General features: G+C 42.4%; 29 protein-coding genes. 18 read left to right on the forward strand and 11 right to left on the reverse strand.

Translation table 11 applies throughout. From position 1 onward, the window contains the following. Nucleotides 1–624 precede the first annotated feature (624 nt). Together BP74_RS19075 and BP74_RS19080 are read left to right on the forward strand one after the other, a co-directional pair. Nucleotides 625–2,553: a sensor histidine kinase gene (locus BP74_RS19075; protein WP_496376665.1), complete on the forward strand. Its 1,929-nt coding sequence runs from the start codon at nucleotides 625–627 to the stop codon at nucleotides 2,551–2,553. After that, complete coding sequence (locus tag BP74_RS19080; protein ID WP_496376667.1) at nucleotides 2,492–3,136, forward strand: response regulator; 645 nt, start codon at nucleotides 2,492–2,494, stop codon at nucleotides 3,134–3,136. Before BP74_RS19075 ends, BP74_RS19080 begins: the two co-directional genes overlap by 62 nt. A 75-nt stretch (nucleotides 3,137–3,211) precedes the next feature. Here BP74_RS19080 and pncB read toward each other — a convergent pair whose 3' ends face one another. Then, entirely contained in the window at nucleotides 3,212–4,378 is a 1,167-nt protein-coding gene (gene pncB, locus BP74_RS19085; RefSeq protein ID WP_496376669.1) for a nicotinate phosphoribosyltransferase, read from the reverse strand. Between the two features lie 242 nt (nucleotides 4,379–4,620). On the opposite strand from pncB, the gene BP74_RS19090 reads away from it, so the two are divergent. Together BP74_RS19090 and BP74_RS19095 are read left to right on the forward strand one after the other, a co-directional pair. Beyond that, nucleotides 4,621–5,787 carry a glycoside hydrolase family 172 protein gene (locus BP74_RS19090; protein ID WP_496376671.1) on the forward strand — a complete coding sequence of 389 codons (1,167 nt, stop codon included), beginning with the start codon at nucleotides 4,621–4,623 and terminating at the stop codon, nucleotides 5,785–5,787. 111 nt (nucleotides 5,788–5,898) lie between these two features. Then, nucleotides 5,899–6,324 (forward strand): hypothetical protein, encoded by a 426-nt coding sequence (locus tag BP74_RS19095; protein WP_496376673.1) that lies wholly within the window; start codon nucleotides 5,899–5,901, stop codon nucleotides 6,322–6,324. A gap of 79 nt (nucleotides 6,325–6,403) precedes the next feature. Here BP74_RS19095 and BP74_RS19100 read toward each other — a convergent pair whose 3' ends face one another. Then, a complete protein-coding gene (locus BP74_RS19100; RefSeq protein WP_496376675.1) occupies nucleotides 6,404–7,069 on the reverse strand; it encodes a porin family protein in 666 nt (221 codons plus the stop codon). A 398-nt stretch (nucleotides 7,070–7,467) separates the two neighbouring features. Between BP74_RS19100 and BP74_RS19105 the strand changes: the two genes are divergently transcribed. The 7 genes from BP74_RS19105 (at nucleotide 7,468) to BP74_RS19135 (ending at nucleotide 12,881) form a co-directional block, all read left to right on the forward strand. Next, on the forward strand, nucleotides 7,468–8,223 hold the full coding sequence (locus BP74_RS19105; protein WP_496376677.1) for a hypothetical protein: 756 nt from the start codon (nucleotides 7,468–7,470) through the stop codon (nucleotides 8,221–8,223). A 155-nt stretch (nucleotides 8,224–8,378) separates the two neighbouring features. Next, the gene (locus tag BP74_RS19110) at nucleotides 8,379–8,921 is read left to right on the forward strand and encodes a hypothetical protein (protein WP_496376679.1); all 543 of its coding nucleotides are present in this window, start codon (nucleotides 8,379–8,381) and stop codon (nucleotides 8,919–8,921) included. Nucleotides 8,922–9,374: 453 nt separating this feature from the next. Then, nucleotides 9,375–10,130 (forward strand): DUF998 domain-containing protein, encoded by a 756-nt coding sequence (locus tag BP74_RS19115; RefSeq protein WP_496376681.1) that lies wholly within the window; start codon nucleotides 9,375–9,377, stop codon nucleotides 10,128–10,130. A gap of 6 nt (nucleotides 10,131–10,136) precedes the next feature. Further along, nucleotides 10,137–11,528, forward strand: coding sequence for an alpha/beta hydrolase (locus BP74_RS19120; protein ID WP_496376683.1), 1,392 nt, complete (start codon nucleotides 10,137–10,139; stop codon nucleotides 11,526–11,528). Between the two features lie 115 nt (nucleotides 11,529–11,643). After that, the gene (locus BP74_RS19125; protein ID WP_496376685.1) at nucleotides 11,644–12,135 is read left to right on the forward strand and encodes a YybH family protein; all 492 of its coding nucleotides are present in this window, start codon (nucleotides 11,644–11,646) and stop codon (nucleotides 12,133–12,135) included. Between the two features lie 111 nt (nucleotides 12,136–12,246). After that, the gene (locus BP74_RS19130) at nucleotides 12,247–12,681 is read left to right on the forward strand and encodes a hypothetical protein (protein ID WP_496376687.1); all 435 of its coding nucleotides are present in this window, start codon (nucleotides 12,247–12,249) and stop codon (nucleotides 12,679–12,681) included. Continuing rightward, the gene (locus BP74_RS19135) at nucleotides 12,681–12,881 is read left to right on the forward strand and encodes a helix-turn-helix transcriptional regulator (protein WP_496376689.1); all 201 of its coding nucleotides are present in this window, start codon (nucleotides 12,681–12,683) and stop codon (nucleotides 12,879–12,881) included. Before BP74_RS19130 ends, BP74_RS19135 begins: the two co-directional genes overlap by 1 nt. A 56-nt stretch (nucleotides 12,882–12,937) precedes the next feature. Here the strand turns inward: BP74_RS19135 and BP74_RS19140 are convergent, their stop codons facing one another. The 7 genes from BP74_RS19140 to BP74_RS19170 form a co-directional block, all read right to left on the reverse strand. Further along, nucleotides 12,938–13,447 (reverse strand): hypothetical protein, encoded by a 510-nt coding sequence (locus BP74_RS19140; protein ID WP_496376691.1) that lies wholly within the window; start codon nucleotides 13,445–13,447, stop codon nucleotides 12,938–12,940. 107 nt (nucleotides 13,448–13,554) lie between these two features. Continuing rightward, entirely contained in the window at nucleotides 13,555–14,172 is a 618-nt protein-coding gene (locus tag BP74_RS19145; RefSeq protein ID WP_496376693.1) for a hypothetical protein, read from the reverse strand. 45 nt (nucleotides 14,173–14,217) lie between these two features. Further along, complete coding sequence (locus tag BP74_RS19150) at nucleotides 14,218–14,952, reverse strand: OB-fold protein (RefSeq protein ID WP_496376695.1); 735 nt, start codon at nucleotides 14,950–14,952, stop codon at nucleotides 14,218–14,220. Between the two features lie 103 nt (nucleotides 14,953–15,055). Next, complete coding sequence (locus BP74_RS19155; RefSeq protein WP_496376697.1) at nucleotides 15,056–15,367, reverse strand: exonuclease/endonuclease/phosphatase family protein; 312 nt, start codon at nucleotides 15,365–15,367, stop codon at nucleotides 15,056–15,058. A gap of 117 nt (nucleotides 15,368–15,484) precedes the next feature. Continuing rightward, on the reverse strand, nucleotides 15,485–15,766 hold the full coding sequence (locus tag BP74_RS19160; protein ID WP_496376699.1) for a hypothetical protein: 282 nt from the start codon (nucleotides 15,764–15,766) through the stop codon (nucleotides 15,485–15,487). A gap of 15 nt (nucleotides 15,767–15,781) precedes the next feature. After that, nucleotides 15,782–16,759, reverse strand: coding sequence for a YARHG domain-containing protein (locus BP74_RS19165; RefSeq protein ID WP_496376701.1), 978 nt, complete (start codon nucleotides 16,757–16,759; stop codon nucleotides 15,782–15,784). Nucleotides 16,760–16,943: 184 nt separating this feature from the next. Next, a complete protein-coding gene (locus BP74_RS19170; protein ID WP_496376703.1) occupies nucleotides 16,944–18,872 on the reverse strand; it encodes a T9SS type B sorting domain-containing protein in 1,929 nt (642 codons plus the stop codon). A 473-nt stretch (nucleotides 18,873–19,345) separates the two neighbouring features. Here BP74_RS19170 and BP74_RS19175 point away from each other — a divergent pair, with 473 nt between their 5' ends. Beyond that, the gene (locus BP74_RS19175; RefSeq protein WP_496376705.1) at nucleotides 19,346–20,101 is read left to right on the forward strand and encodes a class I SAM-dependent methyltransferase; all 756 of its coding nucleotides are present in this window, start codon (nucleotides 19,346–19,348) and stop codon (nucleotides 20,099–20,101) included. A gap of 407 nt (nucleotides 20,102–20,508) precedes the next feature. Next, the gene (locus tag BP74_RS19180) at nucleotides 20,509–20,640 is read left to right on the forward strand and encodes a hypothetical protein (protein WP_496376707.1); all 132 of its coding nucleotides are present in this window, start codon (nucleotides 20,509–20,511) and stop codon (nucleotides 20,638–20,640) included. A 61-nt stretch (nucleotides 20,641–20,701) separates the two neighbouring features. Here BP74_RS19180 and BP74_RS19185 read toward each other — a convergent pair whose 3' ends face one another. Then, on the reverse strand, nucleotides 20,702–20,974 hold the full coding sequence (locus BP74_RS19185; protein ID WP_496376709.1) for a YMGG-like glycine zipper-containing protein: 273 nt from the start codon (nucleotides 20,972–20,974) through the stop codon (nucleotides 20,702–20,704). Nucleotides 20,975–21,129: 155 nt separating this feature from the next. Between BP74_RS19185 and BP74_RS19190 the strand changes: the two genes are divergently transcribed. From BP74_RS19190 to BP74_RS19205, 4 genes are all read left to right on the forward strand, one after another. Then, nucleotides 21,130–21,981 (forward strand): polysaccharide deacetylase family protein, encoded by an 852-nt coding sequence (locus BP74_RS19190; protein ID WP_496376711.1) that lies wholly within the window; start codon nucleotides 21,130–21,132, stop codon nucleotides 21,979–21,981. Between the two features lie 103 nt (nucleotides 21,982–22,084). After that, nucleotides 22,085–22,783 (forward strand): sterol desaturase family protein, encoded by a 699-nt coding sequence (locus tag BP74_RS19195; RefSeq protein ID WP_496376713.1) that lies wholly within the window; start codon nucleotides 22,085–22,087, stop codon nucleotides 22,781–22,783. An 80-nt stretch (nucleotides 22,784–22,863) separates the two neighbouring features. Further along, nucleotides 22,864–23,574, forward strand: a complete 711-nt coding sequence (trmB, locus tag BP74_RS19200) for a tRNA (guanosine(46)-N7)-methyltransferase TrmB (RefSeq protein ID WP_496376715.1) — start codon at nucleotides 22,864–22,866, stop codon at nucleotides 23,572–23,574. Continuing rightward, nucleotides 23,555–23,740 carry a C1orf53 family protein gene (locus BP74_RS19205; RefSeq protein WP_496376717.1) on the forward strand — a complete coding sequence of 62 codons (186 nt, stop codon included), beginning with the start codon at nucleotides 23,555–23,557 and terminating at the stop codon, nucleotides 23,738–23,740. Before trmB ends, BP74_RS19205 begins: the two co-directional genes overlap by 20 nt. A gap of 24 nt (nucleotides 23,741–23,764) precedes the next feature. On the opposite strand, the gene BP74_RS19210 is transcribed toward BP74_RS19205, so the two are convergent. Beyond that, on the reverse strand, nucleotides 23,765–24,196 hold the full coding sequence (locus BP74_RS19210) for a GxxExxY protein (RefSeq protein ID WP_496376719.1): 432 nt from the start codon (nucleotides 24,194–24,196) through the stop codon (nucleotides 23,765–23,767). 54 nt (nucleotides 24,197–24,250) lie between these two features. Here BP74_RS19210 and BP74_RS19215 point away from each other — a divergent pair, with 54 nt between their 5' ends. Beyond that, nucleotides 24,251–24,646, forward strand: a complete 396-nt coding sequence (locus BP74_RS19215) for an MGMT family protein (RefSeq protein WP_496376721.1) — start codon at nucleotides 24,251–24,253, stop codon at nucleotides 24,644–24,646. Nucleotides 24,647–24,657: the final 11 nt, after the last annotated feature.

Raw genomic sequence — 24,657 nt, forward strand, 5'->3', positions numbered from 1 at the left:
AAAAATGAAAGCTTATACAGCTGTTCAAAAGAAGCTGCTCATTTTAGTTTATACATTATGGAAGAAAGATGAAGCATATGATCCATTCTATGGGTATAAATCATCCGGAGAAAAGGAGCTGGCGCTCTCTTTCGTTAATATTAAAGCATAGGTGCAGAAAAAAAAGTAGCTCCGTTGTTGAACAGAGCTACACAAGATGAACATCCGTCGAGCTATCGCCGTATGCTCTCTTTCGTTACTTAAAATTAAAAAATATGTCTAAATAAATTTGGTTTTTCAGACAGTACCTCGCTGGCGAAGTAAATACCCCTGCGTTCTCCGCGCCCTCTGCGGTTATTTCAATGGCCGCGAGTCCTTTGCTTATGATTCTCGTCGATGAATCATGTTATACTCATGCAAAGAGACTCGCTGGCGAAGTAAAAAGAATGCCGCAAAGCCGCGAAGACTTTAAGAAACACAAAGAACCAAGGGAGAAGTACAAAGAATTCAAGGACTCTCCTTGTCAACTTTTTAACTTGTTAACTTGTCAACTCCTAATATCCCTCCCCCTACCTACAAAGGGGTAATTTTTGGCGCTGTTCGTTTAATACTCTAACAAAGTATATTTTTATCGCTATAGTTTTTGTGAACATCATTCATACATACCATAAACGGCTGCTATTCATATTGGTGTTCCTTGCCGGCAGTTATGCCGGCAGGGCTGGTATCAATTTGTTTGTGAATGAACAACCCATCAACCCGCAGCAATTATCACTGCACTATTTCCTGGATAGTGGCTCAGAACGCAGCTATGATCGCTATCGCTCCATCATGACATTGATGCAACCTGTTCCCTCATCCCTTAACCTGAGTTATAAGAATGAACAGGTATGGCTGCGCCTCGACCTTTCCGGCCTTCCACTTACAGATTCTGTTGTATACCTGGAGATCAACAACCCTCATATCAACTACCTGGGTGCCTGGCTGTTGAAAGATGGGCATCAGTTGATGGAATACCCAATGACCGGCGATCACCTTCCCTTCCATACAAGGAACATGAACCATGCGCAGTTTGTGTATAAGATCAACCTGAAAACAGATCACCTGCAGTTACTGTTGCTGGTGGATAAAAGAAATGAACAATTGCACCTGCCGCTTAATTTTTTCACTGACGAGGCCTTTATGGTCTACAACCGTCAGAACAATATGTTACAGGGATTGCTGGTAGGCATCAGCATATTCATCCTGTTGTTTACACTATTCCTTTACTTCAATATGCGTGACAGGCTCTATGTTTATTATAGCCTGTATGTGTTGATGGTGGCAGGTTATATATTCACTGACTTTGGCTTAAGCTTTATGTTTTTGTACCCCGACCACCCGGGCATAGCGGATTTTATTCGTCCATTTACCATTTCACAGGCGCCTATTTATTACATTCTTTTTTCAAGAGCCTTACTGGAAACCAAAATTCACTTTCCCCGTATCTATACATTCACCAACTGGTTTATCGGTATTTATTTACTCTGTTTTGTGCTGGCTTTTACCGTAATCCCCAATACAGGTATGTTGCGCATTTTCTGGCTGGTATTTATGCAGGTGCTGATGGTAGCTTCCATTATTCCCGTATTTGTTTTTGCAGCAATGGGATATCAAAAAAAGATCAGGTATTCGGCCTATATCTTTTTTGCCTCCCTTTTGTTCACCATCTCCTCGCAGGTATATATGCAATACATCACCGGCAATCTGCCCGATTCATTGCTCACCAGGAATGCCGTGAACATTGGATTTTCTATGGAGATCTGCCTGCTGGCCCTGGCCCTTTCGGTGCGGTTCAAGAACTACAAGCTTCGTGCAGAAGAATTGCTGGTTGAGCTGAACCGTAGACAGGAGAATATATTTAAGTCTGTCAGTGAATACCAGGAAAAGGAAATGAAACGCTTGTCCGGTCTCTTGCACGACTCCATAGGTGCAGGACTTTCTTCTATCAAATACAATCTCGAAGCACTGGGCGATGCGCCAATGGATAAAGCTTCATTGCTTCAACATACAATTGACGATGTGAGCAGCCTGACGGATGAAGTGCGGAACATTTCGCATAGCCTCTCGCCCGTGATACTGCAAAAAAAGGGATTGATGCAGGCCTTACGCGACCTGGTTGAACAATACAACCGGACGGGGAAGATCCATATCCACCTTGAATCTATCGGAACTTTGGAAGTTTCTGCCTTTCAAAACGAGTTAATGGTTTACCGCATAGTGCAGGAATTAATGCAGAATGCCGTCAAGCATGCGCATGCCACGGAAGTAATGATACAGGTGATGCTGGAGCCTGAGCTGATCTCCATTTTTGTGGAAGACAATGGGCGCGGATTTGATAAGGCGAATTTGAAAGAAGGATTAGGATTCTCCCAGATAAAAGGTTTGGTTACATTTGTGAATGGCCGGTTTGAAATGGACAGCCAGGTAAATAAAGGCTGCCGCATATCGATCGAATTTCCCATCATACCTCATGAAGCAACGGATAAAACTATTATTAGCAGACGATCACCCTATGTTTCTGGAAGGGGTTAGGAATGCCCTGCAAAAATTTGATCACCTGCAGATCGTTGCTGAATGCACTGATGGAGATGCAGTAGAAGAATATATCAGCCAGCACCCGGTGGATGTGGCTGTGCTGGATGTAAACATGCCAGGTAAGAATGGAATAGTATTGTCGAAGATCATCAGGAAAGATTACCCCCATACCAGGGTGGTGTTTCTTACTATGTATCATCCAGGCGCCCTGGCAAAAGAAAATCTCTATACACCCTTCGCTCATGGATATGTTTTGAAGAATTCAGGAAGCGCTGTTCTTTGCGAGGCCATAGAAACGGCTTATAGTGGCAACACCTACCTCGATGCAAGGTTGAAGGACCTGGTGCAATTGCCTCCCACTGATTTCATCCCCTCTCCTGTTAAATTAAGCAGCCGCGAAAAAGAGATTATTAAACTGGTGCTGCAGGGAAAAGGCAACCGGGAGATAGCAGAAAAATTATTTCTCAGCGAGCTAACCATCAAAACCCACCGCAAGAACATCAATCAAAAACTGGAAGTGAAGAACGCCATGGAACTGGTGCAGACAGTGAACAGGCTGGGAATAGACCTGGAAGGTTGAGTCGGGAGTCTGGAGTCCTGAGTCCGGAGCCTGCTATTCTCCTTTATAATCTTTTTCATCCTATTCATCTTAGTTCTATGGTATTTGTAAAACTTTCTTCGCCAGTTCTATGGCATCGGGTTCGCCGGTGTACTTAGCCGGCTCGTCCGAAAGTTTTACTACAGGCGTCCATGATTCATTTTCAGGCATGGCTTCGGTCATTTTAATAACGATATTCATAGCGGTGAGTCCTACATCATTCGAGAAATTGGTGCCTATTCCGAAAGACACACCAATCTTGCCCTTGCAGTAATTGGAGATCAGCTCCACTTTTTTATAATTAAGCGCATCAGAGAAAATAATGGTCTTGTTGAGTGGATTGATACTAAGAGAACGGTAATGCAAAACCGTTTTCTCGGCAAAGATCAATGGGTCACCACTATCATGACGTACCCCGTCAAAAAGCTTGGAAAATTTCCTGTCAAACACTTCAAAGAATTCATCGGTAGTAAAAGTATCGGACAAGGCTATGCCAAGGTCACCTCTATATATTTCTATCCAGTTTTCCAGGGCCATAGTATTGGCCATCTTAAACCCATACTTAGCGGCGTGAAACATGAACCATTCATGGGCATGGGTACCAATGGGTTTGGTATTATGCATTCTTGCCAGGTGCACATTGCTGGTACCAACAAAATTCTTTCCCCATTGTTTTAGTGTCTTTACGACCAGGTCCTGCACTTCATAGGAGTGCCTGCGGCGTGTTCCGAATTCTGCAATGGTCACACCCAGTTTGTCATAGGCTTCAATTTTACTCCTCGTTTTTTGCGCGACCGTATCATTGCTTTCCCTGTCTTTATTCAACAAGCGATAGAAATTTTCTGATATAAGACACAGCAAGGGCACTTCCCAAAGTATGGTGCGATACCAGTACCCTTCAACATAAACTTCCACATCCTGGCCGTTCTGTTCAATTGTCACCTCCGATGGATCATACCGATATCCCTGCAGGAAGTCGAGGTATACAGGATCCAGGTAAGGACATGTTTCACCCAGCCATTCCTTCTCTTCCCTGGATAAAGACAATCCTGTCATGGAGGCAACAGAAGCTTTCAAGGCAGCTGCAAATCCTTCAGGAAATACGTGATGACCACGGTTAATGAATTTATAGCGTGCCCGGGCCCTGGGAAATAATTTCACAACGCATTGCTGCATGGTAAACTTGTAAAAATCATTGTCCAGTATGGAGGGTAATGTAACCATGGAAAATTAGGTAAGTATCCTACAAATCTAAACAATGGATGTAAGCTCCTAAGCACAATACAAAAGGTGAGCATAAAATAAATAGCTTCCACCTAACTCTATTACGAGATAACTGTAAGGCATAAGGGAAGCTTATTATGGCTTGCAACCACTCAAAAGTCTTAGGATACTTTACGCTACACGCTTATCATGTTTTCTTAGATTTACAATACAACATCTTTCATACTCATAAACCCTTTTCCATGAAGTTTACACTTTCCCTCTTCTCAATCCTCTTCTCCTTTACTGCTTATTGCCAGCAGGGCTTTAACGGCCTTGATATGAACATGGCCAATTTATCAAGGTTAAGTGATGCCAGAACCAGGTCCATCTCTCCCGAAAATTACACAGGCGCCAAAGGCCGTGGAGGCATGGCTGATCCCAGGCTGGATAGCGGCAAAAGAAATGTGGCCAACTCTGCCCATGCTGCCAAAGACCTGGGAAAGGGATGGAAAGTAAACCCCTTTATAGAGATAGTTGGTAAAGAAACAATGACCATTGCGGAGATCGAAGGACCGGGAGCCATTCAGCATATCTGGATGACACCTACAGGCAACTGGCGTTTCTCAATACTCCGTTTTTACTGGGATGATGAAAAAGAAGCCTCGATTGAAGTGCCGGTGGGTGATTTCTTTGCTATGGGACTCAATCAATATGCGCCATTGAATTCACTGGCCGTGACCGTCAATCCTGGCAGCGCTTTTAATTGCTATTGGAAAATGCCTTTCCGCAGGAAATGCCGCATCACCATGGAGAACCTTGACAATGCACCTATGCGTTTGTATTACCAGGTTGATTATACATTGACACAGGTTGGCGACGATGAAGCTTATCTGCATGCCCAATTCAGAAGATCCAATCCTACTACAGGTGCACTACATACCCTGGTGGATGGCATCAGGGGAAAAGGACAATATGTAGGCACTTATATCGCCTGGAATGTCAACAATAATGCCTGGTGGGGCGAAGGTGAGATCAAATTCTACATGGATGGCGATACAGAATATCCTACTATCAATGGCACTGGCACAGAAGATTATTTTTGCGGGTCCTACAATTTCGAGAACAATAAAACACACCAGTATGAACCATTCTCCACTGCCTATGCAGGTTTGCACCAGGTGATCAAACCGGATGGCCTGTATCTTTCTCAACAAGGCTTTGGGATGTACCGCTGGCATATCATGGATCCTATCCGATTTGAAAAAGACCTGAGGGTGACCATACAGGATCTTGGCTGGAGACATGACTGGCGGTATTATCCTCAAAAATCAGATATATCATCCGTGGCTTTCTGGTACCAGCGGGAACCGCATGCGCATTTTCCATCACTTCCATCGAAAGATGACCTGGAAATACCCAAATGGTAAGAGGGAAATGAAAATCAACTTAACTGATGATATATATCATGTGCCTGCGGAAATTCATGAACTTACTTGCACCCTAATTCCTTTTCTATGGATCCCGTGATAATCCGATTTATGCAAAGGCAGACTGTAGCTTCCTTTACCTGTATTGATGAAGAGGGTTTGCCTTATTGCTTCACCTGCTTTTACGCTTTTGATGCGGAGAATAATTGTATTTATTTTAAATCTTCTTCTTCTTCAAAGCATGCAGGATTGCTGCAGAAAAATGGAAACCTGGCTGGTTCTGTATTACCCGATAAACTGAATGTACTGGCTATTCAGGGCATCCAATTCACCGGGCACATTGCCACCATTAGCCAGGGAAGCACGTTTTATCATAAAAAGTTCCCCATGGCTATGGCTATGCCGGGAGAGGTCTGGACCGTGTGCCTGGATACGATAAAGATGACCAACAATAAAGCCGGATTTGGAAAGAAGCTTACCTGGAACAGGGAAGAACCCCTGACCCTGAAGAAGACCTTTCTGCCGTCCATATACTAAAGAGTTTTTTTCATGTGTATTTAAGTGTAAAAAAAGCCGCTTCATTCCTGGAGCGGCTTTTGCTTTTTATGTTAAGCTCTTAGAAGTTAAAACCAAGACCTACTTTAAACGAACGGTTGTAAGAGTTCAGGTTCTGGTTGGCATCTACTTTTGATAAACCATGATCATAAGCGGCTGTAATATTCAGACCGTTTGAGAACTGGTATCCTATACCACCTGTCAATCCCATATCCCACCTGTTGAATTGCGAAGTAGCATCACTGGTACTGTTCACTACATTGAACCCGAGAGCACCCGCAGTAGTATGAAGAGATGCCTTAGTAAGATAAGAGATCTGTGGGCCTGCAAACACCTGCAACCCTCCCATAATTCCTTTCAAAACCACAGGTACATCTATATATTGTGAATTCAATTGTGCCTTACCATTTATACCTAAGAAATCTGCACCCTTGATATTCAATTTACCTGTCATAGTATATCCCTTCTGGGTATAATACATGGCCGGCTCAACTGATAATTCTTTGGACAAAGGAATGTTTACATACCCACCACCAAAAAACCCGCTATGGCTGGTAGTGCTGATAGCACCATTGGTAAAATCCAAAAGGTTTTGAAGACTATTGACAGCATCACCTTTCATGGAAGCAGAAGAAAATCCACCACGTACACCAAAATGAGGTTTGTCCTGGGCCATAGCCAGCGTGGAGATGATGACAGAAGCTAAAAGTAAAATTTGCTTTTTCATATGCCGAAGGGGAACGTGGTTTTTTCTTTCGTTCCATATATGAGAAATGAAAAGAAATCTTAGGATTAATGCAGCTTAGGTAAGCTTATGTTAAAGGAAATGAGTACTGTTAAAGGAATGAAAAGAGAGTTGACAAGTTGGTACGTTGACAGGTGAATAAGGAGGGAGAAAGTCAAAAGTAAAAAGTTCAAATGTTAACAGGTTGACAAGTCAACAAGGAGAGCAATTTTGTAATTCAATGTTACTTATTAGGTAGGTTCATGAAGAAGACATGGGAACACTGAAACGATCAAAAAACGCACTGTTTATATAATATCTCAGGGGAAAGAAATGTTAACAGGCAGAAAGTAAATGAAAAAGAATAGTTTCGGCCACTTCAAAAATATAACTAACACCTTATGAACAACAGCCTTGATACCATCAAAAAACAGGTCAGGTTATTGACAGTGTATGCCATTGTTTCTTCCCTGTTATTACTCCTTGCGTTGTTCCTTATTCTTAGGCAGGGAATCAATGGGAAGAATCTATCCGTTGAACAGCTTACAGCTAAACGCATCAATATAGTTGAACCGAACGGACAGCCACGCCTGATTCTTTCCAACATGGAAAGATCACCTGAAAATCTATACTACGGGAAGCCTTATGGAATTCCCGGTGGTGGCAGGCCAGGTCTTATATTTTATGATGACAATGCCACTGAATGTGGAGGATTGGTATTTACAGGTAGAAAAGACAGCAGTGGAAAATACTTTGCTTCAGGGCATTTCTCTTTCGATCAATACAACCAAAACCAGGTTTTATACCTGCAATACCTTGATGATAATGGAGACAAGAATACAGGACTTTATGTAGACGACTGGCACACCAGCCCTCCATTCCCTGAGTTTCGTCGTCAATACAAGGCCGCACAAAAATTGCCTGAAGGGCCGGTGAGGGATGCAAAAATCAAGGAACTCCTGGAACCTGCAAACAGTGACCCTGCCTTTGCTCACAGGGTGTTTATTGGAAAGGATTCAGATAAATCAGCATTGATCAACCTTGCGGATAAAAAAGGTAAAACAAGAATCCGGCTTATTGTTGATTCCACTGGTAGCGCAAGAATTGATTTTCTGAATGAAGCGGGCAAGGTGGTATCCAGCTTACCCAAACAGTAAATAATTAATTATCATTACTACAGCTGTTTTCATCAGTGATTCTTAATTGCCGTTATGTTGAAAAAATTCATCTGGCTTCCTAAAAACTTTTTTCCGGAAGTCATAGTGATCTATACTATTAATACGTAATTTGTCCGCCTTCATCAGTGTAAATTATGAAAACTGTAAACCAAAACTTCCTCGTCACTGCATTACTATTTGTGTCCATACTTTTTTTGAGCAGCTGCCTGACAACAAAAAAAATGGATCAATATGTAGCCGAACAATACGGCAACAGGATACCCAAACAAAACAAAAACAAGAAAGCAGATATCAGTGTATCATCTATCTACCCATCCGGCTCCAATAGTATTTCCACAACGGTAAAAACAAGAAGCAATTTCCTACCACTCATAGTTTACTGGCAGGCTGATTACAGGCATATCTGCACATTAAACTCCTCCATCGCTGTTAATAATTTTTCCAATGCAGTTAATACTATGACCAATAAAGCTCTGAGTGAGAAACTGGCAGGCCAAAGGCTGGAATTGACAGTAGAACAGATTCCCACTGCATTTGCACTGGTGGATAAAGCAAGGGTCATCTGGCTGATATATGCCATTAGCTGGGAAAAAATATATATGGAACCTGACTTCAAGGATCTTGTGGTGTCTTACAAATTATTGCAGAATGACAGTACGGTAAAGACAGGTCTATAAAGGGCGATGCGCACAATAAAGGCATCCGCTTTTTCCAATCATGGAAATCCGCTACCTCTGAATTTTTAGCAGACTACAATTCAAATCTCAATACCATGAGCAAGTCCTTCATGAATAAATTGTCTGAAGAATTGTAGTTGCTAATCATCCAAGAACAATTGTTTTGAATTCTTCAATAGGTCTTAGCGGCTTTAATGACCGCCTCTTCTTTAGTTAAAGTGAGCATTGTTCTCATAAACTTATTATTACGGTATGAAGTAAAACACCACGAGACATTTCCAGGAAATCGTTGGAAATCACGTACTATCTTCATTCGATATACTGTTTGCATTTCTCTACTGCAGAACTGGTTTTTCTGCCTGTGATACCAATCAGAAGATTGGCTAACGATCATCATTTTACAGGACTATAGATTGATTGAACTTAGGATCTCGCTCTTATAAATTATTAACCATGAGACCAGTAAAAATGCAGGCCGGAAACAAAACCGGTGCTTTCCAATGGAGCAACCTACTGCTCACCTGCGGCATCATAGCTTCCCTTTTGTATATAGCCATGAACCTGTTTATACCTTTGTTTTACCCGGGCTACGATCCGGTTTCCCAGGTTGTAAGCGAATTATCAGCCATAGGTGCGCCCACTAGAACTATCTGGCTGGTGCCAGGCATTCTATATTCCCTGCTTGTAGCTGCATTTGGATGGGGTATCAGTTTGTCGGCAGGCAAAAGCCGTAACCTACACCTAGTTGGAACATTAATGATCATAAGTGGACTTATCGGGCTGGCATGGTCACCCATGCACAGGCGTGAGATTCTTGCAGCCGGCGGTGGCAGTTTTACCGATACCTGGCATATTGTAATGACCTTCATCACCTTAGTGATGATGTTACTCATCATTGGCTTTGCTGCTGCTGCCATGAAAAGGTCATTCAGGATCTATTCTTTTTTGACCGTCGTTGTTTTTATGGTGTTTGGCATCCTTACCTGGCTGGCATCACCTGGTATTTCAACCAATGTTCCTACTCCAATGATAGGTGTGTGGGAACGCATTAACATCGGCGCTTATATGCTCTGGATGATCGTGCTGGCAGTGCTGTTATTGCAGAGGGCAAAAGGTAAAAAATTAATTATAACAGCCGCTGATGAAACTTTCAAAGGAAAGATAAAGAGTAACGGTCACCCGCAATCTAAGATCAAACACAGTATTTAAGCTAGCGTGAACATCGTACTTATCATAATAAAGTGGTTTATAGTTATAGCAGGTGGGTTGACTGCCCTGTTGAGCATTACGCTTTTTACGCGTTTGCGCTGGCCGGCACCCATACTTTGGTTTGTTAAACTATATACGGCTGCACTTGCACCTTTTTTGATGCTGACAGGTGTGCTTACTCTTGTTGCAGGACTGGCAACCGGGTCCATTATCACCAGTTGCATCGGTATCTACGATATCCTTGTCTTTGGCATTCATATTTACAAGGTCTCCCGACCGCCTGCTTCACCCGGCAGCTTTGAACAGGCCTATGGCCCTGGCTGGAAGGAAAGAATACCTGGCTCGCAAAAGACCCATTTCCTGTCCAGGCGTTTCCAGTTAAGTTTACCATCAGTCCCGTCCCCGCGATTTGAACAGGATATTGCCTTTGCAATCATTCCAGGAACAGAACGCAAGCTCTTATGTGATATCTGGCAGCCGCCACCAGGTATCTTACCTTCTGGGCTGGCTTTTATTTACCTGCATGGCAGCGCTTTTTACTTTCTTGACAAGGATTTTCAAACCCGGCCTTTCTTTACACAACTGGCCGCACAAGGGCATGTGGTAATGGACGTGGCTTACAGGATGGCTCCTGAAACCGATATGATGGGAATGGTATCTGATGTGAAACGTGCAATAAACTGGATGAAGGAAAATGCATCCAGGTACGCTGTTGACCCGGAAAAGGTCACCATTGGTGGAGGTTCAGCGGGTGGGCACCTGGCGCTGCTGGCAGCCTATACCGACGATGACCAGCGGTTTACTCCTCTAGACCTGGCAGGTAAAGATCTTAGTGTAAGCGCGGTGATATCGATATATGGCAGCAATGATATGGAGGCCCTTTATTACCATACCAACCAGCACCTCACTACCCGGGATGCGCCCAATAAGCTTAAAAATGCTGTTCCAAAAAATATACCTGCCTGGCTTATCAAAAAAATGGGCAAGGATTATTATCGACTGGGAATGAATAAAAACTTTGAAAACATAGGAACCTTAGCACCACTGTTGGGTGGACATCCTGATGAAAACCCGGGGGCTTATTCACTGTTCACAGTTATCACACACGTGCATCGCAACTGTCCACCTACCCTGCTCATTCATGATGAGGACGACATTATGGCCCCGGTTAGATCTACGCGCAAGTTATTTAACTCTTTAAAAAAACATCATGTGCCAGTTGTGTTGCATATCCTGCCACAAACAGACCATGCCTTTGATCTGATCCTGCCTAAGATATCACCCTGTGCGCATACCGCAATATATGAAGTGGAGCGGTTTTTAGCTTTCATGGCTAACCAGGCAACAACAGTTAACAGGGTATTGCCAACCAATAAGCTGATGCCTCAGGGCACCTGATTGACCTCTTTCAAATCTTCCAATTGTAAACTTATAATGGTACATTCAATCAGTCATTAGTCCCAGTTTATTTTCCCTAAAAAATAGTCAGTTTATCCACCTTAAATCCAACATTATGTTGAAGCTTTCATCCTTCCTGTTCATTGTAATCTGTTTTTCACTGGCAGCTTGCGAGTCAAAGACCTCAGACACTGCCACCGATAAGACCAGGCCAGGTTTTGATCAGCAACAGACGCGCTCATTCATTTACAGTATCAATGCCAGGTTTTCCCAGGAACTGGCTGCAGGGGATTCCGCTGCTCTGGCTTCACATTACTGGCCCGATGCAGAATTATTGCTGGACAATAGTGAACCTGTAAAAGGAAATGATATTATCAAGGCATGGGGTGGCGCCATACGTATGGGTATGAAAGAAATAAACTTAACCACTACAGATATAAAAGGTGATTCGCTATTCATCATTGAAACCGGTAATTATCAAATGAAGGATGCCAAAGGCTCCTTATTGGACAGGGGCAAATATGTGGTGGTCTGGGAACAGCGTAATGGAGAATGGAAACTGTACCGTGATATCGGCAGCACAAATATGCCGGTTGCCAGGCCATAACTACAAGTTTATTGCTGCTTATATGCTTAAAGAATAGGTTTTTTTATAAATGAGATAGAGAATTCGTTCTTTGAATTTGGATGTTTGACCATGTAAAGTATATTTGTCATTATGGAAAGCAATTTTTACACTATAGAAAAGAGAAAAAATAAGATTGCAGCAGGTTTATTACCCAATTATTTTAATAAAATTGGAATTATGGTTATGGTGCTGGCTTTTGTTCCTGCCATTATTGCCCGGGCTGTAAATATTCCATTAACACCAACCAGCAAAGAAGTCTTTAGGTTACTATCTATGAACGCTTTTATTCTGGGTCTGCTATTTATTGCCTGGGCAAGAGACAAGGTCGAAGATGAACTGACGATAGCAATACGTCAAAAATCTATGGTAATGGCATTTCTCTTAACAGTACTTTATGTTATTATAAAGCCCTTTATTGATATGCTGGTAAAAAGTCCAATTGCCGACCTTAAGGGCCAGGAGCTTGTCTTCAATATGCTTTTAGTTTACCTGTCATTGTATTTCCTTCAAAAGAAAGGCCGGTAATGAAGAACACAATCAAGGTTGAACGTGCAAAGTTGAATATTACCCAACAGGAGTTAGCGGATAAGGTGGGTGTGTCAAGACAAACTATAAATTCTATTGAGGCGGAACGGTATGTACCATCTACGGTGCTGGCAATAAAAATCGCAAGCGTTTTTAAGACAACGGTCAACGAGATTTTTCACCTGGAAAAGAATGAATAATTAGATTATTTGACTATAACTTATATCATTTGTATGTTAACTATATTGTTTTCAAATCATATAATGTGCAGATCTATATAGGCCAGCAGCAATAAAATCGAACAAATGAATACTGCAAATGACAGGTTTCCTCTGCCTTTAACATTATCAATAATTCTGAAACATAACAACATTGTAATACTCCCAATAATTACAAGCGGCACATAAATCTTACCAAAGCCAGCACGAAGAAAACCAGCTTCGTAAATATAAGTACCTTCGCCTGCATCAACATACAACATTTGAATTGAACCTGTGAGATAAGACTTGTCTATGCCTATTATGATATCTTTATTTATCCTGTCAAAGAATGATTCAGGTATATCATATTCTCCTACGTTTGTTTTCAATGTGTAAGTTCGATGGTCTGATCTTCCTCTATAACCGTTAGACCTATATACTCTGAAGTCTTTTACGGTCTCAACTGCATGGCTAAATGGAATTAAGTAAGTATCTACATAGAGAAAAATACAAATCAATAAAGAAGTAATGATCAAAGCGTAATGCTGCTTTGCAGTTTTATCCATAAGTATGGTTTATCTCTTCTTATCTAGAGGGTGGTTTTCTTCAAAATTCAAAGTAAAACATTTGTTGAGTGTCTAACTATATTTAAAATAACCACCCTTGCTTACCATTATTCGCTCATTAGATCATTGCCAGGAAACAATCCTATTTCATACTTTTTCGAGATTGGCGACTGTTTAAGGAATAGGGTTATGTCATTAATCCCTTTGGCCACTTGCTTGCGTGAAGAGAATTCAGCCATATGTCCAAGGTCTTTGCCGAAGTGCAACCTTGCCTTAGAGGAAACATCTTCAAAGACTTTCTTTAGTATTTCAAAAGCCTTAAAAGCTTTTTCCTTACTATTAAATTGTAGTCGCCAAAAAATGTTAAGCAACTTATTTGTACTCTCTGTTTCACCAAGCACCACCTCAATAACTCCGCTTTCGAAATTCAAACCTTTCATTGGACTTTGAGTGAACCTGAATTCATATCTTGAGGACCATGCCTTCTCTGAATTCATTTCAATTGTTACATTCAAATTCCATTGCCTTGCACCGTAATAATGTTTCAATTGCGGAACTAAAGTTAAACTGTCAAAAATGGAACCTGAGTTACCAGATATGTCAACTCCAAAGAATAACTTATTTACAGCCTGCGTAAAAGTCAAATCTTGAGACATAGTGGTTTCCGAACTCAATAGTATCGCAAATAGGAATAGAAACCGCATAATGACTTTTTGCTTAAGCATTCCCATTCATCAAATAAAAATCGAATTGAAAACAATTAAGCATTATCATTCCGTTCCCTTATAGTATCCGTATTGATAGCCTTTATTTGAAGATTTCAGATCGGGTACTTTTCCGTTCACATCCAATACTATCGTCGGTGGATCCTGGTCATTGGAAGGATTTATAGGCCTGTAAATGCCGGCAAATCCTTTTAAAGGACCCGAAGTAAACATGAAGCTCTTGCCCTTGGCCTGGTAAGCGCAGCCCCCGGATTTCCCATTTAAGGTGTATGAAGAATAGGACTTCAGGTACATAGTATATTGAAAACTAAACCCTGCACCGTCATTCTGGTAAACATTATATTTTCCAAAAGGAGCATTTTCTGGAGTTTCTTTCTTTTTAACTACCTGTTTCGAAGTGGTAAATGAACAGTCGTTAAGATAAACTACATCCCCGCTGGTAGGCGATACAATCCCTGTTACTGTAATAACATCACCGGTATTGAAACGGTTTAGTACAGCAGAATCCTCATAGGGAATCTGGCAGATCACGAAATTTTCGTAACCTGTAGCTGTCAGGTATACCCTGTGGTAATTTTTCTCTCCTTTCCAGAATACTGTAACAGGACTAATACTCCTGATCTTGCCATTTACAGTTATCTTTTGATTCCGGTATTTGTTTCCGAATGTGTAGTTGTTTTTTCTTTGCTCATCATACAACTGTTTTACAGTAAGGGTCTGGGATAACGCCTGGCAAGCAAAGGCCAGCATACAAAAAAGGGAAAAGATTAAATATTTCATAGCATTTTCTATAAAGCGCTTCAATATAGTCTACGTTGAGGCATTCTTCCAGTAGCGGCTATCTATGATACGTCTGGGACAAATATAAATTTCAACTAAAATACTATCCAAAATACACAATCAAAGGAACATGATCACTGTATGGGATCCAAAAATCATAGTCACCTATTTCAACTGACTGAATCCTTTGCACCAGGTCTGCTGATACAAAGCAATAGTCAATATGATAAGGTTTGTCCTGGTGCCTGTACATGTAAAGAGTTGGATGCACTTCTTTTCCCTGTAGCTGTTTGTGGAATAAATGGTAGGTACTGAAAATGCCTTTGTCTTCCAGATATTTTACAACATTCGAATGATTACTTACTCTATGTTTCCTGTCCCAGATGCTGTTGCTGTTAAAATCTCCCACCAGCATAGTATTCAAATTGGCTAAACCCTTGTCATAATGTTTGATTGCTTTCCATACCTGTTCAATGTAATGTCCATCCGGATCTTTTGGATTGTTTGCCCAAATGGCATAAAGGGTAAAGTCTTACCCGCCACCTGTAACGGCAATAGGGATGATCATTTTAAATGCAGGGTTATATGTCTCCAGAACCTTAAACCGGAAATCGCAATAAGAGAAAATTCCCAGGCCTTTGTTTTGATTGTCACCAAACCATAGTATATCAGTTGGCTTTGGTGTATTCTCTTTAAACAATAATTTACCCGGATGCTCACATTCAGGAACAATAAGAATATCAGGCTTATGAGTCAGGATGAATTCTGCCTTTTTCCTGAATGCCATGTTACAATTCCATGTGATGATCTTCATGATATGTTATAGGATTTACTTCCACCTTTCAATCCACTTCTTCTCACGTTCATCCAATTGATCGATATCTGGAACATAAGCAGGATTTGGGAAATACCAATCCAATTTTTTATAAAAAGTATTTAGCTCTGGATTTTGGAAAATGTATCCTCTTCTTGCAAATGGAAGATTTTTTAAAATTCGTTTTTGGCTCTCGTTAACAGGTTCTTTAATAACACTTTCCAGGTAATATGAAAATGGGAGGTAATCACTTTCAGTATCATATTGACTTTTTGAAAACAGGAAAAGCTCTGCTGCTGGTTTGAAATTGCTTTTGTGAAATATTAAAGTTCCCTTCCTGATATGAAATGTAACTCCATCGTTGAAGTAGTCATTGTCAGAGGTAGTCTTATAATCTTCAAACTTCCCGATTCCATTTATTAACCATTCATTTGAAGATTTGAAAAAGCTCTTAGATAGGCAGAATGTTTCGAAATCACCCATATCCAGTATTAGGGTAAAATCATCAATTTGCTTATTACCCCAACGTTTTGCAGCTGTTAAGACATATTGAAAATCGTAGTAGCTCATAACGGAACTGGAAAGACGGTAACTGTACGTGTGTTTTAAAATATTTAGGCCGCTTTTAAAACTTGCTTTGAAATGATAAACATAAAAAAAATCTGCCTCGTTGACATTGTCAACGTTTACATCTTTAAGGCTTTTTGATTTAATGATGCCAGCTTTAACGTAATCTGAATCACCGACATAAGCGATGTCGTACTTTAAAAATTCATTGTTTAGCTGCACCGTAAAGTCAGTCATATACGGATGCTGACCTTTTTTGGGAGTTGCATCCACATCCCCGCTTGGCGAGAAGGCCTCAAAGCCAACGGTTATAGTTTTTTCCTTTCCAGGGTTGAAGAATTCATAATAGACGGTCACCTCCATTACTTCATTCCTCACTTTTTTCAAAGTGAGAATTTCTCTTTTTACTGAAATGTCAGTTTCCATGATGGGTATAAGGTGATTGCCGCTGCCATAAAACGATCCATCATTTGCATAAATCAATTTGACACATAAAAGCAATGTGAAAAGTAAGATGTGTTTCATGTTTGAATTAAAATTTCTGGTAATGAGGGCTTTATGCTGCATGTGTTTGCAAAATTTAGCTTAGGCATCCCCCTTTGTTATTCCATCACCTAACGATCATTACCCAGCCGGTACGCTTGATGCCAATGTCTTTTACCTGTATAATATAGGGGTAGACGCCGATTGGGAGGTCCTTACCCTTGAAGCGGCCATCCCAGGGAGCACTGTTCTTTGCATGGTACACTTCAGCGCCCCAGCGGTTGAACACGATGATCTCCACATTGGAATAGACCTGCAGCACTGGAATGTTCCAGGTATCATTCTTGCCATCTCCGTTAGGAGAAAAGGCATTGGGTATATAGATATCGTTGAACACCCGCACCTTCACTGAATCGCTGGCAGTGCCGCAACCATCATTGGAAACTACTTCCAGTGTGTAGGTAATGTCGGCACCGGGATGCACATGGGGCTGCAATTCCATAGCATCATCCATATAGGTGGTGGGCGACCAGGAAAAGCTGGTATTGGTGCCTGAGGCACTGCCCTGCAACTGTATCACCTGACCCGCCAGCAATGCTTTGTCAGGACCGGCATTGGCTCTTGCCTTCTTGCTTACATTCACCTGTACAAAGCCGGTATCCGCACACAGGAAATCATTGGCAACGATCACCCGGTACAAGGTGCTGTCAACTGGCGAAGCAGCTGGTGCCGCATCGCTTGATGAAGAAAGATGTATAGCAGGGCTCCATACGTAGGAACTACCCCCCGAGGCCTGCAAATTCGTTGTTGTTCCTTCACAGATGGAAACTTCTGCAGGACTGACCGAGGCTACCGGTGTGGGATGAACGATAACGCCTGTGGAGTCCACAGCTTTACAGCCTGCGACGGAAGTTACCTGCACAAAATATTTTCCTGTCTGCCCTGGCTGTGCATTGTTAAGGCTAAAGCTTTGCGCGTTACTGGTAAACCCATTGGGACCCGTCCAGGCATATTGATCCCCGTCAGCTGCTGAGACCAATACACTGGAGCCACTGCAGGCAGGACTGGTATTGGTAGCAGATGGCACGGGACTGGAATTGATGGTGATGGTGATCACATTCGAATTGACACGGCAAACAGGGTTACCTATATTTTCCTGTTGCGATACGGACAACCTGTATTCATACACCCCTGCCGGGGTATTGGTAGAGAAATCCGTTTGTAAATTTAAACTGTTGGCACCGGGGATGTCGGTCCAGGTGGCCGCACTGTTGATACGCTGTTGCCATTGGTAGTGTGGGTTGGAATAACCTGCCGAAACTTCACAGGTCAATGTTTGCGGCAAGGCCTGGCCCTGGCAAAATTGAAAGGAAGTGCCATTACCTGCAATGGCTGCATTAAGCCTTGGGCCGCAGGGACGAAATGTAATATCATCCAGTGCAAGGTCATTGCCACAACCGCCCATCGCATTGTTGATGATGCGTAAAACGATCTTGCTGGTATTGGTAGGCGTATTGAAGAAAAAACCATATTGCCGCCATTCAGGACCGCTCTGCGGTCCAATATCACCCGAGTTGCTGCTTTGCAGCACTTTGCCGTCTACTGTCTCAATATTAAAGGTGAGATTAGGCTTATTGGGATTGCCATTACATTCGAAAGGCCTGTTCATATTGACCACCCAGGCGGCAAATTCATAAGTGGTGTTATTGCACTGCAGGTTCACCGTATCCACATAGAAAGCACTGGGTTGTTCAGTGGCATTCACCAGCATGAAATAGCCATTGCCATTACCTGTATGGTCAGCCGTGAGCGTATGCCAGCCGGTAAAACATTGGTCAGTACGGTTTCGCACCGTGTAAAAACCATCACTGGGACAATCGTGTGAAACATATTGATAGGAAGTTGAAGCAGCTGCCAAAGGCTGACCGGGATTAGAGCCCTGGCCAAAAGTGATATTTACTATAGGATCGCCCAGGCTACCCTGGCAAAGCTGCGCACCACAGATCTTCACCAGCAGAAAGGAAATCAGTACCAATAACACCCTGGGCGGATTCATGCGCTTTTCCTGCTATAATTCTTTTGTGCTAATTATAGCCGGGAAAGATACATATTAAGATGAAGAATATTGATGATATGGAAAGAAGGAAATGTCGGACAATAGAATAAGGAATATTGATAATGAAAGATTAAGAAAAACAATTTTCATTGTCCAACGATGAATGCTCAATTTACAAGGAAAGAAAAATGCTATTAAGTATATCAGAAACACTAACTATTGATAACCTCATTACCAGGCGAAGATCAGGGCTTGTGTGATTACAACAGATAGTGCACGTATGGTAAAAAAGAATATACTTTGTACCTTCATAAGCATCCCTATTAAACCTGCCAGTATTCGCGCCTGAGAACTCATTCTCTTCAAAATAAAAAACGAAAACCATGAACGAATCAACATCAGGGCAGGCTGCTGCTATTAACCCTAACAAAGCTTTATGGGAAAAAGGTGATTTTACCCAATTGGCGTAAACCATGCGTGAGAGTGGTACCGCATTCGTAGAACAACTGGGCATCACTCCCGGTATGGAGGTACTGGACCTTGCCTGTGGCGATGGCAATACTGCACTTCCTGAAGCCCGCCTGGGTGCCAAAGTTCAGGGCGTAGACATTGCCCGCAACCTAGTGGCGGCAGGCAATAAACGCATACAGGAAGAAGGGTTGACGAATATCAATATACGCGAGGGCGATGCCTCTGACCTGCAGGGCATAGAAGATGAAAGCTATGACCTTGTGGTAAGCATCTTTGGCGCCATGTTCGCCCCCCGGCCGTTTGATGTAGCCAAAGAAATAGTCCGTGTGACCCGCCCCGGGGGACGCATAGTAATGGGCAACTGGATTCCTAATGATCCAACCCTGGTAGCCCAGATATTAAAAATCAGTTCTGCTTACACACCGCCGCCACCTGAGGGATTTGTAAGCCCGATGCTCTGGGGTGTGGAATCTCAGGTGATCGAACGCTTCGGCAAGGCTGGCATTGCCCCTGAAAATATTTCATTCGGGCGCGAAACATTTACCTTCCGGGCTCCCTATGCACCCAGGGTCTTCCTGGAAAAATTCAGGGATTATTATGGACCTACCATGAATGCATTTGAAGCTGCAGGAAAGTCGGGCAAGGCTGATGAACTGCAACGTGAACTGGAGGAACTTTTTGTAAAGGAAAATAAAAGCGGCAACCCAAATACTACTTCTATCCCGGCCACTTTCCTGAAAGTGATAGTGAAGAAGTGATCTTCTTTCAGTGAATACAATGTAAAATACCATCCCCGTCCTATGTAGGCCGGGGATACTTTTTATAGTTGTGACTTATGGATTTAAACGGAATGGTTTATCATAAACTATACTGCTTGACTTTTTGATCTGCACACAGGCATCACCGTTAATAATAGAGGCATATGCTTTCCTGGAAAACAAAATAAAGGAGGAGGCAGTTTTCGAGTTGTACTAAGGGGAATTACTGTAAATCATCCATTTGCTGGGCATTATACGTATGCCCGGTTCTTTTTTCACGTTGATTCACTTAGGATTTGTTTGTAAGGTGCAATGATTTTCTTCGATTTGCTTTTTGTTACCGATCAGGCAAGCTACTTTCAGATCGTAATTGCTGACTAACGTTTTTAACCCTATTAAGCTGACCTATGAAAACACTACTTCACATCTACAAAGTCAACCCTATTGTAAGCCTGGTTGTCAATTGCATTGGCTTTTTTATCTGGGCTACCACACTGATCTTGATGATGGTTATACTAACAGTGGCTTTTGCTGGTTAGAGCTGCTGTACTTTAGGTTCATACAAGGCCTTCTTCGGAAGGCCTTTGTATTTAATAGCCTTTAGGAATGTGTCTTCCTGTATTTTTTATCCTTGTGACGACCATAGAGATAACCTGCACCTGCACCTACAGCGCCACCAATCAAAGCACCCTTACCTTTCTTTTTGCTGACAATAGCACCTGTACCCGCACCTGCCGCCGCACCGATCAATGCGTATTTTCCTTTCTTACTCTTTTGTACTGTTTTAGTTTGCTGTGCATGCAATCCATTAAAACCTGCAGAAGCACAACTAAAAACAAAGACCATACTCAAGACATACATCCACTTTTTCATAAAATACATTTATGATGATTAAATAATGATGCGACCACATCATTGCATAAATGATCGCCTTTTACCTACTTCCAACTTCAGGCCAATATGAGTCATACTATGGCCGCGACCGGTCATACGTTAAAAGGAATGCCCAAGGTTTGTTAACTTGTAGCATGTGTCGAATGGGTCATTCTATTGTTTTCCTTGCACTTACCCTATCCCTGCATCAGGCATTCGCTTATGATATGAACTGGGATACTTTGCCAGGTCACCATTTGTTCCTGGTGGACCATGGCGCGATACGCAGGGGCGATAGTACGTCCAAAAAAATAGCCATTGTTTTTACGGGTGATGAATATGGGGAAGGGGGCTCAGCCATCATGGCGGCACTGCAGAAAGAAAATGTAAAGGCATCCTTTTTTTTCACTGGCAGGTTTTACCGAAACCTATTATTCAAAGAACTGATCCGAGGCCTGAAAGAAAAAGGTCATTATTTAGGCGCCCACAGCAATGAACACTTGCTGTATTGCGATTGGGTAAAAAGGGATAGCCTGCTGGTAACTAAAAAACAATTCAACGATGACCTGGATAAAAATTATATGGAGCTCCGAAAACTTGGTATAACCTCCTCCGATGCCCGTTATTTTCTTCCACCCTATGAATGGTACAATGATTCCATAGCCTTATGGACAAGGGAACGGGGCCTCCAGTTGATCAGTTTTTCTCCAGGCACCCTAAGCAGTGCGGACTATACTACCACGCAAGACAATAATTACAGGAGCTCAGAGATCATCTATACTTCCATTCTTAACCTGGAGGCCAGGCAGGCTTCCGGTCTTAATGGGTTTATCCTGCTGATGCACATAGGTGCGGGACCGGGGCGCACAGATAAATTCTACAAGCGATTACCCCAACTCGTTAAATGGTTACGAAAAAGAGGCTATGAACCGGTGAGGATAGATCAATTGCTGGATCATACCGGTAAAAGCACTTTAAAGGGAAATGATCAAAAGTTGACCCATTAAGGCCTTGCCCATTAGAAACTTAACCTTAAATTTAGAGGTATCCGGACGAATAGCCATACTTCAAACCAAGGCAGTTTGTAAATTTGCCGTAAATCCATCATTGATGAAGTTTGAGAAAATTCATAATAAGGGCCAGGCGCAGCTTTTCCAGAATCCTTACCTGGAAATGCTCACCAAGGCGAATCCACTGGTGATCTGGGGTATTTACCTTCCCTTTATCATTGGCCTACCTATTTATGCTTTTATCAACCGCGGATTCAGCGGCGGCAAGATCGCCCTGCTTTTCTTTACAGGCATGTTCTTCTGGACTTTCTTTGAATACCTGGCCCACCGCTATGCATTTCATTGGGTGGCCAATAGCAATAAGGCTCAGAAGCTTGTTTATATCATGCATGGCAATCACCACCACTATCCCCGCGACAGGGACAGGCTGTTCATGCCTCCTGTTCCCAGCATTATCCTGGCCTCCGCCATTTTTGGGCTGGAATACCTGGTTTTGCGGGAAAATGCCTTTGTTTTCTTCCCTGGTTTCATATTGGGCTACCTGATCTATGCTTCCATGCACTATGCCATCCACGCCTGGAACCCTCCGTTCAAATGGATGAAACCATTGTGGAGAAACCACCACCTGCATCACTATAAGGATGAACATAAGGGCTTTGGTGTAAGTTCTACCCTATGGGACCTTGTTTTCGGGACCATGTTTGACCTGAAAAAAGAGAAAGAGGACAAGCAAAAAGTGCAGGAACTGATGTTCACCGCCCGTAGTTCCAAAAGAGAAGAAACAGGGGCCGCACACTAAGATTTACCTTTAGTATTCAATCATAGCTTACCGATCCAGGTAAGTGTCAGAAGCCTTCCAGGCATAAGAACGTAAAGTATATGGGTCAAAAGAAGCTGGTACGTTTTGCTGAACTGGAAACTTTTTCCAATGTATTGCAATACCCCGTGGCTATGCCCGGCACGTGGAATGGCTTTTTTGAAAATAAGAATCCCCTGGTGCTCGAGCTGGCCTGTGGTAAAGGCGAGTACAGTATTGGCCTGGCACAGATCTATCCCAATAAGAATTTTATAGGCATTGACCAGAAGGGAAACCGTCTTTGGGTAGGCGCCAAGAAAGCCACCCAGTTGGGCCTAAAGAATGTAGCTTTCCTTCGCATACAGATAGACAGGATCACTGAATTCTTTGCGACTGAAGAAGTGGATGAGATGTGGATCACTTTCCCTGACCCTCAACTCCGCATCTCCAAATCAAAAAAGCGACTGACGCACCCCAAATTCCTGCGTCTATATTACCAGTTCCTTGTTCCCGGCGGCAAGATCCACTTAAAAACAGATAGCCCAGACCTGTACCAGTTCACTAAAAAAGTGATCGACATGTATGGCTGCCACCTTTATAAGGACATGGATGATGTGTATGCCCAACCAGGCATTGGCAAAGAATTGCATATCAAGACCCATTACGAGATGCTGGACATTGCTGGAAGTAAAAAGGTTCATTACCTGTGCTTTTCATTGCCTGAGTATTTGCCTTCCAAAGAAATGGATGCCGTATTACAACAGTTTTTAAAAGATGAAGCAGGTGTTGACTGAGGGAGTGGATTATTACCTGAATGAAAAAGGCCTGCTGACCTTTACTGCCAAATACCTGCTGGAGCGGGGATATTGTTGTGGCAACGGCTGCAAAAATTGCCCTTATGAGTATGAAGCAGTTCCGGAACCGAGGAGGAGTGAGTTGATGAAAAGGCAGGACCGTTGATTAATTTGATTTGATATAGGTTAATTATTTTGATGTATTTGTTTTGATGGCAGTATGAGTGGCATTAGCATTATACTTTGGATTGATCAGTCTTCGATATTCAAGGCTTTTGGCTCCAAAGTTTAAAAGCATACCAATTTCAAGATTGTATGCTTCCAAATAATTGATAGCCTGCGCCAGGTGGGCATCTTCCATTTTCATAACAGCCTTGATCTCAACCGAGACAACATCCTCCACTAAAAAATCAACCCTACGCGTGCCCACAATTTTTTCTTTGTAATATACATTCATACCAAACTCCCGTTCAAATGAGAGTCCCTGCATATTAAACTCTTGTTCCAAAGCCCTTTGATAGATCACTTCCTGGAACCCATTGCCCAAATGTTTATGCACTTCCATAGCGCAGCCAATGATTTTGGCAGTTATAGCTGAATATTTATATTTAGTGTCAATCATCTTTATTAAAATAGCGTAATCAATGTAATCAATTTAATCACCTAATTCAATGGTATGCCCTCCAAAAAGATACCCCTACATGAGAAATTAAAAACCATAACGCCATCGGGTAAAAAAGATGAAAGCTTTTTTGAACTGGTGTTCGATGTGGTAAGAGAGATACCAAGGGGAAGGGTAACCTCCTATGGTGCCATTGCGGCTGCGCTGGGGGCCCGTTCTTCATCCCGGATGGTAGGCTGGGCCATGAATGGTTCGCACCGGGTAAGACCAAAAGTTCCGGCACACAGGGTGGTGAACCGCCAGGGTTTACTTACAGGCAAGGTCCATTTTGAATATCCTGAGCAGATGCAGGAATTGCTGGAAAAAGAAGGTATCAGAGTGGCGGATGATAAAGTGGTGGACTTCGCTAAAAAGTTCTGGGATCCCGTAAAAGAATTGGGGCTGGGATAAACCCAACCCCA

Source organism: Flavisolibacter ginsengiterrae DSM 18136, assembly GCF_059568575.1.

Coding starts and splice junctions, on each gene's coding strand:
- BP74_RS19100 (WP_496376675.1), bottom strand. CDS start 7,069: ATGAAAAAGCAAATTTTACTTTTAGCTTCTGTCATCATCTCCACGCTG.
- pncB (WP_496376669.1), bottom strand. CDS start 4,378: ATGGTTACATTACCCTCCATACTGGACAATGATTTTTACAAGTTTACC.
- BP74_RS19110 (WP_496376679.1), top strand. CDS start 8,379: ATGAAAACTGTAAACCAAAACTTCCTCGTCACTGCATTACTATTTGTG.
- BP74_RS19170 (WP_496376703.1), bottom strand. CDS start 18,872: ATGAATCCGCCCAGGGTGTTATTGGTACTGATTTCCTTTCTGCTGGTG.
- BP74_RS19140 (WP_496376691.1), bottom strand. CDS start 13,447: ATGGATAAAACTGCAAAGCAGCATTACGCTTTGATCATTACTTCTTTA.
- BP74_RS19105 (WP_496376677.1), top strand. CDS start 7,468: ATGAACAACAGCCTTGATACCATCAAAAAACAGGTCAGGTTATTGACA.
- BP74_RS19115 (WP_496376681.1), top strand. CDS start 9,375: ATGAGACCAGTAAAAATGCAGGCCGGAAACAAAACCGGTGCTTTCCAA.
- BP74_RS19185 (WP_496376709.1), bottom strand. CDS start 20,974: ATGAAAAAGTGGATGTATGTCTTGAGTATGGTCTTTGTTTTTAGTTGT.
- BP74_RS19175 (WP_496376705.1), top strand. CDS start 19,346: ATGCGTGAGAGTGGTACCGCATTCGTAGAACAACTGGGCATCACTCCC.
- BP74_RS19135 (WP_496376689.1), top strand. CDS start 12,681: ATGAAGAACACAATCAAGGTTGAACGTGCAAAGTTGAATATTACCCAA.
- BP74_RS19155 (WP_496376697.1), bottom strand. CDS start 15,367: ATGCTGGTGGGAGATTTTAACAGCAACAGCATCTGGGACAGGAAACAT.
- BP74_RS19180 (WP_496376707.1), top strand. CDS start 20,509: ATGAAAACACTACTTCACATCTACAAAGTCAACCCTATTGTAAGCCTG.
- BP74_RS19215 (WP_496376721.1), top strand. CDS start 24,251: ATGCCCTCCAAAAAGATACCCCTACATGAGAAATTAAAAACCATAACG.
- BP74_RS19080 (WP_496376667.1), top strand. CDS start 2,492: ATGAAGCAACGGATAAAACTATTATTAGCAGACGATCACCCTATGTTT.
- BP74_RS19205 (WP_496376717.1), top strand. CDS start 23,555: ATGAAGCAGGTGTTGACTGAGGGAGTGGATTATTACCTGAATGAAAAA.
- BP74_RS19195 (WP_496376713.1), top strand. CDS start 22,085: ATGAAGTTTGAGAAAATTCATAATAAGGGCCAGGCGCAGCTTTTCCAG.
- trmB (WP_496376715.1), top strand. CDS start 22,864: ATGGGTCAAAAGAAGCTGGTACGTTTTGCTGAACTGGAAACTTTTTCC.
- BP74_RS19160 (WP_496376699.1), bottom strand. CDS start 15,766: ATGAAGATCATCACATGGAATTGTAACATGGCATTCAGGAAAAAGGCA.
- BP74_RS19210 (WP_496376719.1), bottom strand. CDS start 24,196: ATGATTGACACTAAATATAAATATTCAGCTATAACTGCCAAAATCATT.
- BP74_RS19190 (WP_496376711.1), top strand. CDS start 21,130: ATGTGTCGAATGGGTCATTCTATTGTTTTCCTTGCACTTACCCTATCC.
- BP74_RS19150 (WP_496376695.1), bottom strand. CDS start 14,952: ATGAAATATTTAATCTTTTCCCTTTTTTGTATGCTGGCCTTTGCTTGC.
- BP74_RS19095 (WP_496376673.1), top strand. CDS start 5,899: ATGCAAAGGCAGACTGTAGCTTCCTTTACCTGTATTGATGAAGAGGGT.
- BP74_RS19165 (WP_496376701.1), bottom strand. CDS start 16,759: ATGGAAACTGACATTTCAGTAAAAAGAGAAATTCTCACTTTGAAAAAA.
- BP74_RS19125 (WP_496376685.1), top strand. CDS start 11,644: ATGTTGAAGCTTTCATCCTTCCTGTTCATTGTAATCTGTTTTTCACTG.
- BP74_RS19145 (WP_496376693.1), bottom strand. CDS start 14,172: ATGCTTAAGCAAAAAGTCATTATGCGGTTTCTATTCCTATTTGCGATA.
- BP74_RS19130 (WP_496376687.1), top strand. CDS start 12,247: ATGGAAAGCAATTTTTACACTATAGAAAAGAGAAAAAATAAGATTGCA.
- BP74_RS19090 (WP_496376671.1), top strand. CDS start 4,621: ATGAAGTTTACACTTTCCCTCTTCTCAATCCTCTTCTCCTTTACTGCT.